Source organism: Streptomyces sp. NPDC052016, assembly GCF_044548445.1.
Lineage (GTDB): Bacteria > Actinomycetota > Actinomycetes > Streptomycetales > Streptomycetaceae > Streptomyces.
Map to the genome: position 1 here is coordinate 294586 of NZ_JBIUBX010000005.1, position 18022 is coordinate 312607.

General features: G+C 72.2%; 13 protein-coding genes. 7 read left to right on the forward strand and 6 right to left on the reverse strand.

Annotation, left to right across the window (positions count from 1 at the left end; genetic code table 11):
• The first annotated feature begins 11 nt into the window (after positions 1-11).
• Together ACIHAR_RS09300 and ACIHAR_RS09305 are read left to right on the forward strand one after the other, a co-directional pair.
• Complete coding sequence (locus ACIHAR_RS09300) at positions 12-914, forward strand: STM4011 family radical SAM protein (RefSeq protein WP_365457818.1); 903 nt, start codon at positions 12-14, stop codon at positions 912-914.
• 28 nt (positions 915-942) lie between these two features.
• Complete coding sequence (locus ACIHAR_RS09305; RefSeq protein ID WP_400018191.1) at positions 943-2478, forward strand: CHAD domain-containing protein; 1536 nt, start codon at positions 943-945, stop codon at positions 2476-2478.
• 70 nt (positions 2479-2548) lie between these two features.
• Here the strand turns inward: ACIHAR_RS09305 and ACIHAR_RS09310 are convergent, their stop codons facing one another.
• The 5 genes from ACIHAR_RS09310 to ACIHAR_RS09330 all read right to left on the reverse strand — a co-directional run bounded on the left by ACIHAR_RS09310 (position 2549) and on the right by ACIHAR_RS09330 (position 10130).
• Positions 2549-4582: an RICIN domain-containing protein gene (locus ACIHAR_RS09310; protein ID WP_400018193.1), complete on the reverse strand. Its 2034-nt coding sequence runs from the start codon at positions 4580-4582 to the stop codon at positions 2549-2551.
• Between the two features lie 124 nt (positions 4583-4706).
• Positions 4707-6749 carry a beta-galactosidase gene (locus ACIHAR_RS09315; protein WP_400018194.1) on the reverse strand — a complete coding sequence of 681 codons (2043 nt, stop codon included), beginning with the start codon at positions 6747-6749 and terminating at the stop codon, positions 4707-4709.
• Between the two features lie 75 nt (positions 6750-6824).
• Positions 6825-8162 carry an ABC transporter substrate-binding protein gene (locus ACIHAR_RS09320; RefSeq protein WP_400018197.1) on the reverse strand — a complete coding sequence of 446 codons (1338 nt, stop codon included), beginning with the start codon at positions 8160-8162 and terminating at the stop codon, positions 6825-6827.
• 89 nt (positions 8163-8251) lie between these two features.
• The gene (locus ACIHAR_RS09325; protein WP_365457728.1) at positions 8252-9199 is read right to left on the reverse strand and encodes a carbohydrate ABC transporter permease; all 948 of its coding nucleotides are present in this window, start codon (positions 9197-9199) and stop codon (positions 8252-8254) included.
• A 4-nt stretch (positions 9200-9203) separates the two neighbouring features.
• On the reverse strand, positions 9204-10130 hold the full coding sequence (locus tag ACIHAR_RS09330; RefSeq protein WP_365457731.1) for a sugar ABC transporter permease: 927 nt from the start codon (positions 10128-10130) through the stop codon (positions 9204-9206).
• Positions 10131-10479: 349 nt separating this feature from the next.
• Here ACIHAR_RS09330 and ACIHAR_RS09335 point away from each other — a divergent pair, with 349 nt between their 5' ends.
• The gene (locus ACIHAR_RS09335; protein WP_365457820.1) at positions 10480-11472 is read left to right on the forward strand and encodes a LacI family DNA-binding transcriptional regulator; all 993 of its coding nucleotides are present in this window, start codon (positions 10480-10482) and stop codon (positions 11470-11472) included.
• A gap of 676 nt (positions 11473-12148) precedes the next feature.
• Here the strand turns inward: ACIHAR_RS09335 and ACIHAR_RS09340 are convergent.
• On the reverse strand, positions 12149-12805 hold the full coding sequence (locus ACIHAR_RS09340) for a lysophospholipid acyltransferase family protein (protein ID WP_400018200.1): 657 nt from the start codon (positions 12803-12805) through the stop codon (positions 12149-12151).
• A gap of 227 nt (positions 12806-13032) precedes the next feature.
• Here ACIHAR_RS09340 and ACIHAR_RS09345 point away from each other — a divergent pair, with 227 nt between their 5' ends.
• The 4 genes from ACIHAR_RS09345 to ACIHAR_RS09360 all read left to right on the forward strand — a co-directional run bounded on the left by ACIHAR_RS09345 (position 13033) and on the right by ACIHAR_RS09360 (position 17885).
• Positions 13033-13209 (forward strand): hypothetical protein, encoded by a 177-nt coding sequence (locus tag ACIHAR_RS09345; RefSeq protein ID WP_365457737.1) that lies wholly within the window; start codon positions 13033-13035, stop codon positions 13207-13209.
• Between the two features lie 111 nt (positions 13210-13320).
• Positions 13321-14961, forward strand: coding sequence for a phosphoglucomutase (alpha-D-glucose-1,6-bisphosphate-dependent) (gene pgm / locus ACIHAR_RS09350; protein WP_400018203.1), 1641 nt, complete (start codon positions 13321-13323; stop codon positions 14959-14961).
• A gap of 1017 nt (positions 14962-15978) precedes the next feature.
• On the forward strand, positions 15979-16827 hold the full coding sequence (locus ACIHAR_RS09355; protein WP_365457743.1) for a PP2C family protein-serine/threonine phosphatase: 849 nt from the start codon (positions 15979-15981) through the stop codon (positions 16825-16827).
• A gap of 50 nt (positions 16828-16877) precedes the next feature.
• Positions 16878-17885, forward strand: a complete 1008-nt coding sequence (locus tag ACIHAR_RS09360; protein WP_400018204.1) for an MASE1 domain-containing protein — start codon at positions 16878-16880, stop codon at positions 17883-17885.
• Positions 17886-18022: the final 137 nt, after the last annotated feature.

Here is an 18022-nt window from a genome sequence, read left to right on the forward strand (position 1 = left end):
CCGGCCCCGCCATGGACCTGACCCTCCTCTACCGCGGCCCGCTCGCCTCCTGCGACTACGACTGTCCCTACTGCCCCTTCGCCAAGCGGCGCGACACCGGCGACCGACTCCGAGCGGACCGCGCCGCCCTGGAACGGTTCGCCGCCTGGGCCGCGCACCGCACCGACGACCGCCTCTCCGTCCTGTTCACCCCCTGGGGCGAGGGCCTGGTCCGCTCCTGGTACCGGCGCGCCCTCACCGAGCTCTCCCACCTGCCGCACATCCGGCGGGTGGCGATCCAGACCAACCTCAGCTGCCGCACCGACTGGCTCGCCGACGCCGACCCCGGCACCCTCGCCCTGTGGTGCACCTACCACCCGGGCCAGACCCCCTACGACCGCTTCCTCGGCAAGTGCCGCGACCTCACCGCGCGCGGCATCCGCTTCAGCGTCGGCGTCGTCGGGCTCCCCGACCACCTCCAGGCCGCACGCCGACTGCGCACGGACCTCCCCGAGCACGTCTACCTGTGGGTGAACGCCGCCGAGGGCCACGCCTACACCGACCCGGAGGCCGATGCGTGGACGGCCCTGGACCCGCTCTTCCCCTACAGCCGCCACCCGCACGCCAGCGCCGGCCTGCCCTGCCGCACCGGCGAGAGCGTGATCTCCGTCGACGGCGACGGCACCGTCCGCCGATGCCACTTCGTCCGTACCCCGCTGGGCAACCTCTACGACGGGTCCTACCGCGCCGCCCTGCGCCCGCGCCCCTGCCCGCTGACCGTCTGCGACTGCCACATCGGTTACGTCCACCTCGAGACGCTGCCCCTGTACGACGTCTTCGCGGGCGGCGTCCTGGAGCGCGTCCCGACGGACGACGCCCGGGGTAAGGCCGTTGACCCGCCGCATCCCGTGCGGATCGGCGCCCCGGAGGTTTGATTCCGCGCATCGCGTCAACCGAGAAGACATGACGCAGTCGACACGGGAGACGGAACGAAAGTACGAGGTGCCGGCCTCGGGAGGCTTCCCCCGCCTGCCCGGCCTGACCGGACCCGACAGCGGCACCTCACTCGTCGACGCGGGCACCCACGACCTGGACGCGGTGTACTACGACACCGCCGATCTGCGGCTCGCCCGCAGTTCCGCGACACTGCGCCGCCGCACGGGCGGTTCCGACGCCGGCTGGCACCTCAAGCTGCCGCTGGGCGACGACACCCGCGAGGAGATCGGCACACCCCTTCAGGAGGAGGTCCCCGACCGGCTCCGGGAGCTGACGCTCTCCCGGACCCGGGGCGCCCGCCTCGAGCCGGTGGTCCGCATCCGCTCCCGCCGGACCGTACGCGATCTCGTCGACGCCGACGGCGCCCGCGTCGCCGAGATCGTGCTGGACCGGGTGGAGGCCGACTCGCTGCGCCCCGAAGGCGGGCACACCGCCTGGACGGAACTGGAGGTGGAACTCGTCGAGGACGGCGACCCCGCCCTCCTGGAACGCGTCGACAAGGCGCTCGGCAAGGAGGGCTTCACCCGGGTGGACACCCCGTCCAAGCTGAGCCGCGCCCTCACGGAGACGGCCCCGAAGACACGGACGTCCCCCGAGCCCGAGCCGGACGTGGCCGCGGGCTCGGCGGGCGCCCACGTGCTCGCCTACGTAGCCGAGCAGGTCCGCACGATCGTGGAACTCGACCCGGCGGTACGGCGGGGGCTGCCGGACTCGGTGCACAAGATGCGGGTGGCCTGCCGCCGTCTGCGCAGCTGCCTGCGCTCCTACCGCTCCCTCCTGGACCGCGAGGTCACCGACCCGGTCCGGGCGGAGTTGCAGTGGCTCGGCGGCGAACTGGGCGTCGAACGCGACCAGGAGGTGCTGCTGGAGCGGCTGCGGGAGGGCGTGGACGACCTGCCCCCCGAACTCGTCCTCGGACCCGTCTCCGCGCGCCTGCAGGCGTGGGACGCCGAACGGTCCTCCGAGGCCCGCGAACGCTCCCTCGCCGCGCTGTCCTCACCCCGCTACGTCGCCCTCCTGAAGGCGCTGAACCGGCTGACGACCCGTCCGCCGCTGCGCCCCAAGGCCTCCCGCAAGCCGTCGAAGGCCCTGCCCCGGGCGATCCTCAAGGAGTACGACCGGCTGGCCGGCCGCGTCGAAGGCGCCCGGCGCCAGGCCGCGGGCCCGGAGCGCGACGCCGCCCTGCACCACGCCCGCAAGGGAGCCAAACGCCTGCGCTACGCCGCCGAGGCGGCCGGCCCCGCCCTCGGCAAGCCCGCCGAGCGCCTGGCCAAGCAGGTCAAGGCGGTGCAGAAGGCGCTCGGCGACCACCACGACAGCGTCGTCGCCCGGGAGACCCTGCGCCGCCAGGCGGTGGCCGCGCACGCGGCGGGCGAGCCGGGCTTCACCTGGGGTCTGCTGTACGGCAGGGAGCAGGCCGCGGCCGCCGACCGGGAGCGGGAGCTGCCGGAGCTGTGGGAGCGCGCCTCCCGGAGCGGCCTGCGCAAGGCGCTGGGGGCCTGACCACACGCCGGCGCCCGCACCGTGACGGACACGGTGCGGGCGCGGGGCGTCACCACGACGCCGAAGGGGGTCAGAGCGTGCCGGTCACGTCCGTCACCCTCCAGCGCTGGTTGGAGCCGGAGTTGGGCTGCCACGTCGTGACGGCGGCCCCCTCGTTCGTGGCCTGGCCCCCGACTTCCAGGACGCGGCCGGTGGCGACGTTCACCAGGGTCCAGGTGCCGTCACCCGTGGTCGACATGATCCACTCGGTGGCCGGGTCCCGCTCGCCCGTGTCGGGCTCCACCACGGGCACGTTGTCACGGACGGCGAGGCGCTTGCCCTCCGCCGGGTTGGCGAACACGTACCGCTGGCGGGCGCCGGTCTCGCCGTACCGGGCGTCGAGCTGCCACTGCTGCGCGGTGGTGCCGTTGCCCGTGCCGATGACCAGGCCGGTGCCGTCGGCGGCGACGGTGACGGCCTTGCCGCTCTGGACGCCGGTCAGCGTGTAGGTGTGGCCCTTGCGGAGCAGCGGGGCGTCCTTGGCGACACCGGACACGCCCTTGACGGCGAAGGAGGTCACCGACTGGGCGGGCACGGTGAAGGTGGCCTTGCGGTCGCTGACCTGGATCGGCGCCCGCGTCTCGAGCTTGCCGGCGGCGCTGGTGACGACCGGGGTGACGGTCGCGTCGCCGCTAATCCTGCGGAACTTCGACAGGTCGATGGTGACCGTGCGGGCCTCGGTGGTGCTGTTGACGTGGACCAGCGAGACGCCCTTGCCGTTCGCGGTGACGGCGGCGGCGCTGGAGGTGTCGTCGACCTTGATCAGCTTGTCGCCGGGCTTGATGAAGTGCGTGAAGTTGCGCGCGGTGTCGAACTTCGTGTTCGTGTGGATCGGGCAGGACTCCAGCGTGTCCGCCGCCGTGCAGCTGAACGGAAGCTGGATGCTGCCCCAGTTGCCGCCCTTGGCGGACTCGCCGCCGGGCTTCATGTTGTCGTAGTCCTCGACCGGCTGCCAGAACACCCAGGCCCTGGGCTCCAGTTCGCGCAGGTCGTCGACGATGCGCTGGGCGAGACCGAGACCGGGCCGCATGTCGGTGAAGCTCTGCCCGTCGCCCCAGTCGCCCTCGACCTCGCTCATCCACAGCGGTTTGTCGGCGGCCTTGGCCAGGTCCCGCACGGTGGTGCGCTGACCGGTGCCGTAGGTGTGGACGTTCATCTGCCCGACGACGTCGCGCGCGTCCTGGGAGTAGGCGTTCCAGTTCTGCGCGAAGATCGACGGGTTGGTCTCGTCCATCGCGGAGATGTCCGCCTTGACCTTCGCCCGCTTGAGCGCGGGCGCCAGTGCGGCGAGCACCTTCTGCTGGAGCTCGGGGCCCATGTGGGCGCCTTCCTGACGGCCGCCGACCGGCTCGCCGTCCGCGCCCAGCCGGGTGCTCCAGTAGCCGGTGTTCGGCTCGTTGAACGGGTCGACGGTGTCGACCTTGATGCCGTGCGCCTTCTCCAGCCGCTTGGTCGCGCCCGCCACGTACGCGGCGAAGTCGTCGACCGACTCGGTCTTCAACTGGTCGGCGTTGGCGTTGAACCCGCCGGAGACGTACCCGCTGACGGTCATGAACCACGGCGGGGAGTTGCTGAAGGTCTCCCAGTGGTCGATGTCGTTCTTGATGCGGTCCACCCACCAGCGCTGGGTGGCGTCGGCGTCCTTGTTCCAGTCGGCCGGGTCGTCGGCGCTCCACCAGTCGGTGTCCTCGCGGGTGGTGCCCGCGGGCGCCTTCCACCAGCCCTCGACGGCACCGCCGGCGCGCAGGTAGTCCTTGACGTCCGGGGCGTTGCCGCCGCCGATGTTGTACCGGGCGATGTTCAGCGCCAGGCCGTCGTCGTCGAAGAGGAGCTCGGCGAGCTTCTCGCGTATCTCCTCGGGGTAGTCGCCGGTCGCGTTGGCGAACCAGACCAGGCTGGTGCCCCAGCCCTGGAACCTCTCCTGCTGGTACGACGGGTCCGGCTGGACGGTGACGGAGGCGGCGGCCTGGGCCGGCGCGGGGACGCCGAGCAGGGCGGCCCCGGTGGCCAGGGCGGTCAGGGTGGCGGCCCCGAGGGACCGTCTGCTGCGGATACGGCGTGCCATCTGTGCTCCCAACTGCGGTGCGGTCGCTGCGGTGGGCCCCTCCCGCCATGGGGCCGGGAGGGGATGGCCCTCGACACGGGTGCGTGCCGTGCCGAGGAGTGGTGGGGGTGCCGGTGCGGGCGGGTCAGTCGGCGGGCTGCCGCAGTACGGCGACCTCCCTCGCGCCGAGGAGCAGGGTGCCGTCGGCGCCGGTGGTCCCCAGGAGGACCTCGCCGGCCGGACCGGTCACCGGCACGGTGTCGTCGGTCCGGTTGACCAGGAACAGGAACCGGCCCGCCGCGCCGCGCCGGACGGTCAGCTCGACCCGTCCGCGGGCCTCGGCCGGCAGCTCGCTGCGCACACCGGCCGGTTCCAGCAGCCGCGGCAGCAGTGCGACGAGTCCGTCGACGCGGAGGCGGGTGGAGACGTAGGAGGCGGAACCGCGGGCCGTCGGCCGCCGGGTGATGGCCGGGCGGCCGGCGTGCACACCGGTGCGGTAGCGGGCCAGGACCTCGGTGTCGGGATCGGTCAGGGTGATCCGGTCGGTCCACAGGGTGCCCGTGGTCGCGTCGTCCAGTTCCACGCTCTCCCCGGCCAGGAGCGGCCCGAACTCCTCGATCCGGATGCCGAGCAGCTCACGCAGCGCGCCCGGGTAGCCGCCGAGCCAGACGTGGTCGTTCTCGTCGACGACCCCGGAGAAGTACGTCGTGACGAGATGGCCGCCCTGCTCGGCGTAGCGCGTCAGCTCCTTGGCGAGCTCGGCGGGGACCACGTGCAGCACCGGGGCGATCAGCACCTGGTGCCGGGAGAGGTCGGCGCGCGTGGTGACGAGGTCGGCGCGGACGCCGAGGGCCAGGAGCGCCGAGTACCAGTCGAGTGCCTCCTGACGGTAGTCGAGCAGGGAGGTGGGGTGGGAGTCCTGTTCGCTGGCCCACCACGACTCCCAGTCGTAGAGGATGCCGACCCGGGCGGGTTCCCGCTCGGTTCCGGCGACCGGCGCGAGCGTCTTCAGCGTGGCGCCCAGCTCGGTCACCGCGCGGAAGAGGTCGCTGTCGGCGCCGGCGTGCGGGACCATCGCCGAGTGGTACTTCTCGGCGCCGGCCGCCGACTGCCGCCACTGGAAGAAGCAGACCGCGTCGGCGCCGTGCGCGACGTGCAGCAGGGAGTCACGGGCCAGGTCGCCGGGCCGCTTGGCCACGTTGACCGGCTGCCAGTTGACGGCGCTGGTGGAGTGCTCCATCAGGAACCAGGGCCGTCCGCCCGCGATGCCGCTGACGAGGTTCGCGGAGAAGGACAGCTCGTCGCGGTCCTGCGGGCCGGGGTGGACGTAGTGGTCGTTGGAGACGAAGTCGATCTCGTCGGCCCAGTCCGGGTAGTTCATGCCCTTGGTGCCGCCCATCACCATGAAGTTGGTGGTGACCGGCACGTCGGGGGTGATCTCACGCAGGATCTCCCGCTCCGCGCGCAGGTGGTCCTTCAGGGCGTCGGAGGAGAACCGCTTGAAGTCCAGCTGCTGCGTCGGGTTCGGATGCGAGGCGGCGAGCCGCGGCGGCAGGATCTGCTCCCAGTCGCTGTAGCGCTGCGACCAGAACGCCGTCCCCCAGGCGTGGTTCAGCGCGTCGAGGGTGCCGTAGCGGCCGCGCAGCCAGACGCGGAAGGCGCGGGCCGCGTCGTCGGAGTGGTCGTAGACGTTGTGGCAGCCCAGTTCGTTGGAGACGTGCCAGGCGACCAGCGCCGGGTGGTCCTTGTACCGGTTCGCCAGTTCCCGGACCAGGCGCAGGGCGTGCTCGCGGAAGACGGGGGAGGTGGGCCGCCAGTGCTGGCGCGCGCCCGGCCACACCGTCTCGCCGTTCGCGGTCACCGGGAGGATCTCCGGGTGGGCGGTGGTCAGCCAGGGCGGCGGGGAGGCGGTGGCGGTGGCCAGGTCGACCCCGATGCCGCTCGCGTGCAGCAGGTCCATGACCTCGTCGAGCCAGCCGAAGTCCCAGGTGTCCGGGCCCGGCTGGAGGCGCGCCCAGGAGAAGATCGCCACGGACACGACGGTGACGCCGGCCTCGCGCATCAGCCGGACGTCCTCCTCCCACACGTCCCGGGGCCACTGCTCGGGGTTGTAGTCGGCGCCGTAGGCCAGACGCGGGGCGGGGTCACCGTCCGCCCCGCGGCGGCGGGAGTGGAGGGTGGAGATCATGGCGGTCCTTCCGAAGGTGGTGCACGGGGGCGGCGCGGCCCACTGCCGCGCCGCCCGGCGTCTGTTGCTTCCCGGCTACTTCTCGACGGTGAAGCCCTGCTCCTCGCCGTACTTGACCGAGGCGTCCTGCCAGGCCTTGAGGCCGTCCGCCAGCTTGGTGCCCGAGACGTAGGCCTTGCCGACGGTGTCGTTGAAGATCGAGTTGGCGTACTGCTGGAAGGGCAGGTACGACCAGTCGCTGGCGACGTTGGCGGCGGAGTCGGCGAAGATCTTGTTCGCCTCCTGCCCGCCGAAGTAGTCGAACTTGGTGCTCTGGAACTCGGTGGACTGCAGCTCCGCGGTGGTCGCCGGGAAGGCGCCCTGCTTGACGCGGGTCTGCACGCCGTCCCCGGCGTTCGCGTACTCGACGAAGGCGTAGGCGAGTTCCTTGTTCTTGCCCAGCGCGGGCAGGGTCAGGGAGCTGCCGCCGTTCTCCGCGCTCGCCTTGTCGCCCTTGGCCCAGGCCGGCATCGGGGCCACGCGCCAGTCACCGGAGGCGTTCGGCACGCCGGTGACGAAGTTGGCGGGCATCCAGGCGCCGGTGGCCAGGGTGGCGATGGTGCCGTCGCCCAGACCCTTGTACCAGTCGTCGGTCCAGCCGTTGATGGGCGCGAGCAGCTTCTCGTCGATGAGCTTCTGCCAGGTGTCGGTGTACTTCTTGGCGCCCGCGTCGGAGAAGTCGATCTTCACGTCGGTGCCGTCGACCTTGTAGGGACGCGAACCGGCCTGCCACAGCATGCTGGTGGTGAAGCCCGCGTCGCCGGCGTCGTTGGCGATGTAGACCTTGGGGTCGGCCTTGTGCAGCTTGCGGGCCGCCTCGACGTACTCGTCCCAGGTGGTCGGGACGGCGATCTTGTGCTTGTCGAAGACCGTCTTGTTGTAGAACAGCGCCATCGGGCCGGAGTCCATCGGCAGGCCGTAGACGGCCTTGCCCTCGCTCACGGCGTTCCACGGACCCGGCGTGTACTTCGAGGAGAGCTTGTCGGCGCCGAAGGGGGCCAGGTCGGTGAGGCCCTTGGTGAGCGAGTACTGGCTCACCGCGAAGTACTCCACCTGCGCGACGTCGGGCACGCCCTTCTCCGCCGATATCGCGTTCGACAGGGCGGTGTAGTGCTTGTCGCCGGACCGCTCGCTGACGAGGTTGATCTTGACCTTGGGGTACTTCTTCTCGAAGTCGGCGGCGACCGTCTTCAGCGTGGGCTCCCAGGCCCAGACCGTGACCGTGCCGCCCTTCTTCAGGGCCGCCTGGACGTCCGAGGCGGAGACCGCCTTCTGGTCGGAGCCGTCGTCCGAGCCGCCGCAGGCGGTGGTGCCCAGGGCGAGGGTGGACAGGAGGGCGATGCCGCGCAGCAGGCGGCTGGTCGTTCTGCGCATGGAGGTGCTTCCACTTCGTCGTGGGTGGGACAGGGTGAGGGTGGTGGTGCGCAACGTGGGGCTGAAGGGGCGGCCGCGGGGCCGTGGGGTCACTCCTTGACGCTTCCGGCGGCGAGTCCGGACTGCCAGTACTTCTGCAGCAGCAGGAACGCCGCGATCAGCGGGAGGATGGTGAGCAGCGAACCGGTGATCACCAGGTTGAAGATCACGTCGCCGCCGATGGTCTCCGCCTGGGAGTTCCAGACGCTCAGGCCCAGGGTCAGCGGGTACCAGTCCGAGTCCTTCAGCATGATCAGCGGCAGGAAGTAGTTGTTCCAGGTCGCGACCGTGGTGAACAGCAGCACGGTGACGATGCCGGGGGCGAGCAACGGCAGGGCGACCGTGAAGAAGGTGCGCGCCTCGCCGGCCCCGTCGATGCGGGCGGCCTCCAGCAGCTCCGTGGGGATGGCCTCCGCGGCGAAGACCCACATCAGGTACAGGCCGAAGGGGGAGACCAGCGACGGGATGATCACCGCCCACGGGGTGTCGGTCAGACCCATCTTGCTGAACATCAGGAAGGTGGGCACCGCGAGCGCCGTACCCGGGACGGCGACGGCGCCGATGACCACGGCGAAGACGCCGCGCCTGCCGGGGAACTCGAACTTCGCCAGCGCGTAACCGCCCAGGACCGCGAGGAGCGTGGCGCCGCCGGCGCCGAGCACCACGTACATCAGGGTGTTCAGCAGCCAGCGCGTGAACACGCCGTCGTCGTACGTGAACGTGTCGCGGATGTTGTCCCAGAGGGCGAAGTCGTCACTGAACCACAGGCCACTGGAGTCGGCCAGGCCCGCCTGGGTCTTGGTGGCGTTGACGGCCAGCCAGATCAGCGGCACCACGGTGTAGAGGACGACCAGGGAGGTCAGCACCGTCAGCAGCAGGCTGCGCTTCGGCTTCCCCGGAGAGTGCCTGCGCGGGCCGCGCAGACGCGGCGCGCCCGTACCCGAGCCGGAGGTCTTGACGGCCGCGGAAGGGGAGTCGGTGGTGAGAGGGCTGCTCATCGGGTCACGCTCCCTTGCGCATGCCGCGCAGCTGCACGACGTAGGCGATCACCATCGTGATCAGGCCCATGATGATGGCCACCGTCGCGGAGTAGTTGTGCTGCTGGCCGTTGAAGGACAGCGAGTACGTGTAGTAGTTCGGGGTGTAGTCGGTCGTGATGGCGTTGCGCGCCAACGGGCGCAGGATGTTGGGCTCGTTGAAGAGCTGGAAGCTGCCGATGATGGAGAAGATCGTCGCGATGACGAGGGCGCCGCGGATGGCCGGCAGCTTGATGGCGGTGATCACGCGGATCTGCCCGGCGCCGTCGATCTCGGCCGCCTCGTACAGCGAGTGCGGGATGACGCGCAGCGCCGAGTAGAAGATCAGCATGTTGTAGCCGACGAACTCCCAGGTGACGATGTTTCCGATCGACGCCAGGACGAGGTCGGGGGAGAGCGGGTCGGGCAGGGAGACGCCGAACGCCCCGTTGATGTCGCCCACCAGCCCGTACTTCGTGCCGTACATGAAGCCCCACATCAGGGTGGCGACCACGGCGGGCACCGCGTACGGCAGGAAGATCGTGATGCGGAAGAAGCTCTTTCCGTAGAGCCGGCCGCTGTCCAGGGCCAGGGCCACCAGCAGGGCGATGCCGAGCATGATCGGCACCTGGACGGCCAGGAAGAGCGACACCCGGGCGAGCGCGTCCCAGAAGCGCTCGTCCTTCAGGGCCTGCGTGTAGTTGTCGAGACCGACGAAGGTGGTGCCGCCGATGAGCTGGTCGCGGAAGAGGCTGAGGTAGATCGAATACACGATCGGGGCCAGGAAGACCAGGGCGAACACGGCCACGAAGGGACCGATGAAACCCCACCCCGTCCAGGAGCGGCGGTCCCGTCTCGCCGGAGGAGGTGCCGGCCGCGGTTCGGCGGCCGCCGGCGGTTGCAGCGTCGTCATGTCGTTCCTCGCTCGTCCAGTCCTGGAACCGGCGGTGCCGACATCGCTGTGCCGCGCCGCACCGCCACGATGTTTACGCAAACATCAGCCACCGCGGAACAGCGGTGAGCTGTTATGTTTACGTAAACATCTGATGGCGGCATGTCTACACTGCCCCGATAACCACGGTCAAGGGTCCCCTGGGGACACCGAGGAAGCTGCGGCGGAAGAAAGGTGGGGGCGACGCGTGGAGATGGCTGGAAGAGCCCCGGCGGACACGGCCGGGGCCGCGGTGGAGCCGGCCGGAGACCGCCCGGAGCCCGGCGGCGTCCCGACGCGCCCGCGCAACCGCGGCCGCGCCACCGCCTCGATGGCGGACGTGGCACGCCTGGCGGGCGTGTCCTCGCAGACGGTCTCCCGGGTGTCCAACGGGTACGCCGGGGTGAACGAGGAGACCCGGCAGCAGGTGCTGGCCGCCATGAAGGAGCTGGGCTACCGCCCCAACAGCGCGGCCCGCGCGCTCAAGCGGGGAGAGTTCCGCACCATCGGCGTCATCACCTTCACACTCTCCACCACCGGCAACATGCGCACGCTGGAGGCGATCGCCACCTCCGCCGCCGCCGAGGGGTACGCGGTGACGCTGCTGCCCGTCGCCGTCCCCACCCAGGACGAGGTGCGCGGCGCGTTCTCCCGGCTGGAGGAACTCGCCGTCGACGCGGTGATCGTCATCATGGAGGTGCACCTGCTGGACGCGGCGACCGTCGTCCTCCCGCCGCACGTCCAGGTCGTGGTCGTCGACTCCGACGCCGGCGACCGCTACACGGTCGTGGACACCGACCAGGCCGGCGGCACCCGCACCGCCGTCCAGCACCTGCTCGACCTCGGCCATCGCACGGTGTGGCACCTGGCCGGCCCGGAGGACTCCTTCGCCGCGCAGCGACGCGCCGACGCCTGGCGCGAGGCCCTCGCCGAGGCGGGCCGCACCCCGCCGCCGCTCGTCCGGGGCGACTGGTCGGCGGAGTCCGGCTACCTCGCGGGCCTCGAGCTCGCGGCCCGCGAGGACTGCACCGCCGTCTTCGCGGGCAACGACCAGATGGCCCTGGGCCTGCTGCGCGCCCTGCACGAACGTGGCCGGCGCGTACCCGAGGACGTCAGCGTCATCGGCTTCGACGACATCCCGGAGGCGAGCTCCTTCCTGCCCCCGCTGACCACCCTGCACCAGGACTTCGCCGAGGTCGGCCGCCTCTGCGTCCAGGCGGTCCTGCGCAAGATGCGCCAGCACGACCCGGAACACGGGACGACACTCGTCCCGACGCGGCTGGTGATGCGCCAGAGCACCGCGCCCCCGCCCGCGGCGCCGTAACGGGAACCGGCGGGGGTGTTCGGCCGCGGTGAGCTACCGGCGGGGTGCTCGCCGAAGTGCGCAATGGTTGGGGGTGCTCGCCGGGCGCGCTACTGGCGGGGTGTTCGCCTGTGGCGTGCTACCGGCGGGGTGCTCGCCGAGGTGCGCAATGGTTGGGGGTGCTCGCCGTGCGCGCGCCATCGGCGGGATTGTTCGTCTGCGGCGCGCTACTGGCGGGGCCTCGTCCACGGCGCGCTACCGGCGGGGTTCGTCTGCGGTGCGCTACCGCTGAGGGTGCTGCCCGCGGCGCGCTACCGGCGCGGCAATTCGCCCATGGCGCGCTGCTGCTGAGGGTGTTCGCTGCGGTGCGCCACTGGCGGGGCTGTTCGCCCGTGGCGCGCTGCCGCTGAGGGTGCTCGCCGCTGCGGGCTACTGGCGGGGCTACTCGTCCCCGGTGCGCTACCGGCGGGGTTGTTCGTCCGCGGTGCGCTACGGCGCGGCGGCCCGTGGCGCGCTACCGATGAGGGTGCTGCCCGCAGCGCTTCCGCTGAGGGTGCTGCCCGCGGCGCGCTACGGGCGGGGTTGTTTCGTCCCCGGCGCGCTACTGCTCGGGCTACTTGTCCACGGTGCGCCACTGGCGGGCGCGGCTGTTAGCCCGTGGCGCGCTGCCGCTGAGGGTGCTCGCTCCACCGCGTGGCTACGGGTGGGGCTGTTCGCCCACGGCGCGCACCGCCGTCCGCCAGGCCGCCGTGACGGCGAGCCGGGCGGCGGCCGTGGCGTTGTCGACCTCCCGGGGCAGCCGCAGCGGCGCACCGAGGTGGACGTGGCAGCGCGGGCGGCGGACCGGCGCCGTCAGGGTGCCCGCCAACTGCTTCGCGGCCGAACCCGAGGCGATCCGCCGGGCGCCCGCGTGGCCCACCGGCACCACCAAGGCGCCGGACGCGCGCGCCAGACGGGCCGGCCCGGTGCGGAACGGCTCGGGCGGAGCACAGGCCGCGTCCCTGCGGCGCGGCAGCCCGCCCTCGCCGTACAGCAGTACGTGCCGGCCGCCGGCCAGCGCCTCGGCGGCGGCGTCGAGGGCCAGCGCGGCGCGCGCGGTACGGCGCTGGACGGGGATGTGCCCCTCACGGGTCAGCGCCCGCCCGAGCAGCGGGATCCGCCACAGGCCCGCGGTCGCCATGACCACCGGCTCCAGGTCGAACCGCCGCAGGGCGGCCATGACGACCGCGGGGTCGGCCATGGAGTCGTGGTTGGCCACGAAGATGGTCCCCGCGGGCAGCCGGAGCCTGAGCTCGCTGGTGACGGTGAGGCGCCCGAAGAACGGCGTCAGGTTGATGGCGGCACGGCTGAGCACGGCGAGAACCTCTCTTCGGGCGGCGATACCGGGAGCGGCGATCGGGCCCTCAGTCTCGTCGCGCGGGCACGGCCGCGCCTGAGTACGGCTACTCAGGTCGTCACGGCACGGCGCGGTGCACCCGGTGTGCTCGCTGCGGTCGGGGGCATCCGCACAGCGATGACATCCACCAGACCGGCAGCGACCGGACAGACCGGAGCAGACCGGGACTCCGAAGGGACGACACCGTGCTCGCCATCATCTCCGCGGTCCTCTTCTTCTTCGCCTTCCTGATCAACGCGGCGGAGATCTCGACCAACGACACCTTCACCTCCTCCAACGTCATGCTTCTCGGCCTTACCCTGCTCGCCCTCCACGTCGCGGGCATCGGCAGCGGCTGGTCGATGCGCGGCCGCCGCCGCTGAGGGCGCGGGGCACGCCGGGCGGCGCAACCGCCCGTACTCGCGGATCGCCGCCCGCACAAGGGAAGATGAGAACCGCAAGTCCTTGGTCAACCGATGTGGAGGAGCGGGCACATGCAGCACGAGCGAGCGGGCGGGCCGGCCGGCCCCGAGGACCTCGTCGACGTCGCCCGGCTGGTCACCGCGTACTACGCGCTGCACCCCGACCCGGCCGACCCGGCGCAGCGGGTGGCGTTCGGCACGTCAGGACACCGCGGATCGTCCCTGAACACGGCGTTCAACGAGGACCACATCGCCGCCACCAGCCAGGCGATCTGCGAGTACCGCACCGCCCGGGGCACCGACGGCCCGCTCTTCCTCGGCGCCGACACGCACGCCCTGTCCGAGCCGGCCCGGGTCACCGCCCTGGAGGTGTTCGCCGCCAACGGCGTCACCGTGCTCATCGACAGCGCCGACGGCTACACGCCCACCCCGGCCGTCTCGCACGCCATCCTCACCCACAACCGCGGCCGCACCACGGGCCTCGCGGACGGGGTGGTCGTCACCCCGTCCCACAACCCGCCCGCCGACGGCGGCTTCAAGTACAACCCGCCCAGCGGCGGTCCGGCCGGCTCCGATGCCACCTCCTGGATCCAGGACCGCGCCAACGAGATCATCGCGGCCGGTCTCAAGGACGTACGCCGCATCCCGTACGCCCAGGCGCTCACCGCCCCGGGCACCAGCCGCTACGACTTCCTGGGCGCCTACGTCGCCGACCTGCCCGCCGTCCTGGACCTGGACGCGATCCGCGCCGCGGGCGTCCGCATCGGCGCCGACCCCCTCGGCGGGGCGTCCGTCGCCTACTGGGGCCGGATCGCCGAACAGCACCGGCTCGACCTGACCGTGGTCAACCCGCTCGCCGATCCCACCTGGCGTTTCATGACGCTGGACTGGGACGGCAAGATCCGCATGGACTGCTCCTCGCCGTACGCGATGGCGTCCCTCATCGAACAGCGCGACCGTTTCCGGATCGCCACGGGCAACGACGCCGACGCCGACCGGCACGGCATCGTCACCCCGGACGCGGGCCTGATGAACCCCAACCACTACCTCGCGGCCGCCATCGCCTACCTCTACGCCCACCGCGAGCAGTGGCCCGACGGCACCGGCATCGGCAAGACCCTGGTGTCCTCCTCGATGATCGACCGCGTCGCCGCCGACCTCGGCCGCCGACTCGTCGAGGTGCCCGTGGGCTTCAAGTGGTTCGTTGACGGACTGGTCGACGGCTCGCTCGGCTTCGGCGGCGAGGAGTCGGCCGGCGCCTCCTTCCTGCGCCGCGACGGCTCGGTGTGGACCACCGACAAGGACGGCATCATCCTGGCCCTGCTCGCCTCCGAGATCACCGCCGTCACCGGCAAGACCCCGTCCGAGCACTACGCCGAATTGACCGCGCGCTTCGGCGAACCCGCCTACGCCCGCATCGACGCCCCCGCCACCCGCGAGGAGAAGGCGCTGCTCGCGAAGCTCTCGCCGGCCCAGGTCACCGCCGACACCCTCGCCGGGGAAACGGTCACCGGTGTGCTCACCGAGGCCCCGGGCAACGGCGCGGCCATCGGCGGCATCAAGGTGACCACCGCCAACGCCTGGTTCGCCGCCCGCCCCTCGGGCACCGAGGACGTCTACAAGATCTACGCCGAGTCCTTCCAGGGGCCGGACCACCTCCGCCGGGTCCAGGAGGAGGCCAAGGACGTGGTCATGGCAGCCCTCGGCGGCTGACACGGCAGCACCGGGCTCCCCGGGCGACGGCGAACAATCCCCGCCGTCGCCCCGCCCGGCTTCCCTACGGCGACCCGCCCGCGCCGCCCGGCTTCCCGACGGCGACCCGCCCGCGCCGTCACCCCGCCCCGCTTCCCTACGGCGACCCGCCCGCGCCGTCGCCCCGCCCCGCTTCCCTACGGCCACTCGTACGCGCCGTCGCCCCGCCCCGCTTCCCTACGGCCACTCGTACGCGCCGTCGCCCCGCCCGGCTTGCCCGCGGCGAGCCGACCTGCCAAGCCGACGTCCTCGCCGCCCGCTCGACCCGCGAGGGCGTCCGGCCCGGCGAGCCACACGCACCGCCGTCGGCCACCAGCCGGAGTGCTTCCGGCGCGCCGGCGCGGCAGCGGGCGGTGAGGTGCCCGCACCTGTGTCCGGCACGCCCGTCCGTGGTGCGGATGAACTGCTACGGCTCCACGTGGACGTTCGGTGCGGGAGACCGCCGACAGAGCGGAGCTTCACCCGCGGGCCCCCGGCCGGTGCCCGGGAGGACGACCCTCCCGGGCACCGGCCGGGCTGCCCGCCGGGCGCGGCCTCGGTATGCGGGGGAGGGGCCCACCTCCTCCTCGCCGGCTCCCCCGGCGTTCGCGTCCACCCCCACACCACCCGTTCGTCGCAGAGAAGCCCCGGGCGTCCACGACGTCCTCCAGGGTGTCCCCGTCGTTCGACGGCCGCTTCGGGCGCCGGCGTGCGACGAGCCAGAACGCCGTCCGGACGCGATTCGCCCGCACGTGCCCGGGCGCCCGGTCCGCGGGCGCACCAAGGCCGATCGCCGCCACTGGCTACGGGCTTGCACCCCGCTCGCTCCGACACCGAGCAGGAGGTGACCCACGCCTCGACACCCGTCGCCGGCCGATGTCGTCAGGGGCCGCGCACTCCGTCGGCACTGTCAGCCCGCGCGCCGAGGTCGGTATCATCCTCTAAACGCGAAATGTGACATTCGCCCCGAAGGGGCTACCGTCCTCTCCGGAGTGATCCATGTCCCGCAAGCGCCCCACGGACGACGGCGACGAGCTGCTGGCCAGGCTCTCCTCGCTCACCGCCCAGGCGCGCGAACGCGCGGAGGTGCAACGCTCACGGGTCGAGCTCGCCATCGCCCTGCAACGCGGCATGCTCCCCAGGGACCTCCCCTCCGCCCCCGGCTTCCGCCTGGCCGTCCAGTACGCGCCCGCCTACTACGGCCTGAACGTCGGCGGCGACTGGTACGACGCCTTCACCATGCCCGACGGGCATATCGGCCTGTCCATCGGGGACGTCCAGGGCCACAACATCGAGGCGACCGCCTTCATGGGCCAGGTCCGGGTCGGACTGCGCGCCCTGGCCTCCGTCACCAGCGGTCCGGGCGAGCTCCTCGCCCGGACCAACGACCTGCTGCTGTCCCTCGGCAGCGACCTCTTCGCCACCTGCACCTTCATGCGCCTCGACCCGGCCACCGGCCTCCTGGAGAGCGCCCGGGCCGGCCACATCCCCTGCGTGTGGGCCACCGCCGACGGCAAGTCCGGGATCGTCGAGGACGAGGGGGGACCGCCCCTCGGGGTCCAGGAGGGCATGGAGTACCCCGTCACCCGCTACCGGCTCACCGAGGGCGGTGTGGTCGTCATGCTCACCGACGGCGTCGTGGAAGGGCCGTCGATGAGCGTCGAGGAAGGGCTCGACCAGGTCGTCCGGCTCGCGGGCATCGCCGCCGTGGCGGGCCTGGAGGCAGGCTCGCTCGCGGCCGCCGTGATCAAGGGCGCCGAACGCGTGGGACACGAGGACGACGCGGCCGTGCTCGTCGTGGGCCACGACGGGGTCGCGCCGGACCACGGACGCCAGGTTCAGCCGTAGGGCCGGACAGCGCGCCTCTCACCTCGCCGTCGGCGCCCGGCCGGTGTCTCATGGCTGCTGTGGTGGGTACCAGCGAACTGCGTCGGCCGGCCGTCCTCGCCATGGAGACGGTCGCCGTCGCGGCCTGTTACTACGCGGCCGGGCGACTCGGCCTGCTGCGGGAGCTCGTCGTCGAGGGCGCGGTCTTCACCCCCATCTGGCCGCCCTCCGGCGTCGCGGTGGCCTGCCTGCTGATCCTGGGCATCCGGGCCTGGGCGGGCATCGCCTTGGGGGCGTTCCTCGTCATCATGTCGCTCACCTCGCTCCGGCCCTTCGTGCTCATCAACATGGTGGGCAACACGGCCGCCCCCGTCCTGGCGTACCTGATGCTCCGCAGGGTGGGCTTCCGCAGCGACCTCGCCCGATTGCGCGACGGACTGAGCCTCGTGTTCCTGGGGGCACTGACCGCCATGCTGCTCAGCTCCACCATCGGCGTCGGCCTCCTCGTCGTCACCGACCGGCTGGCCACGGACAGCTTCTGGCCCGTCTGGCTGGCCTGGTGGGTCGGCGACGCCATGGGCGTCCTGCTCGTCACCCCCGTCCTGCTGCTCCTGCACAACCTGCGCAGTCCGCCGCCCCTGGTCCGCTGGAAGGAGGCCACGGGCCTGGCCCTGATCACCCTCGCCCTCGTCCCCCTGGCGACCCGCAGCCACGTCAGCCTGCTCTTCCTCGTCTACCCGCTGCTGATCTGGGCGGCCCTGCGCTTCCAGCTCGCGGGCAGCATGCTGTGCGCCCTGCTCGCCTCGGTCCTGGCGACCCTCTCGGCCACGGACGAGGTCGGCCCCTTCGCCGAGCTGACCCGCATCGAGGTCATGGTCAAGCTCCAGGCCTTCAACGGCACGATGGCCCTCACGGCGCTGCTGCTCTCGGCCGTCATCACCGAACAGCGCAACACCCGGCGTTCCGTGGAACGCGCCTGCCAGGAACTGGCCGAGGTCCTCGAACACCTCACCGCGGGGGACACCCCGCACGGCCGGCCGCCGAAGGATCCGGACGGTTTTCCTCCGCTGGAACGGTGACCGGCGTGAACGAACGGAGGCGCCGGGTACCCGGGGTCGCGAGTGATCCGGCGGCGGTTGCCCGGCAGCCCCGCACCCACGCGAGCGCGGGGAACGAGCCCGGCGGTTGCCCGGCAGCCCCGCCCCACGCAAGCGTG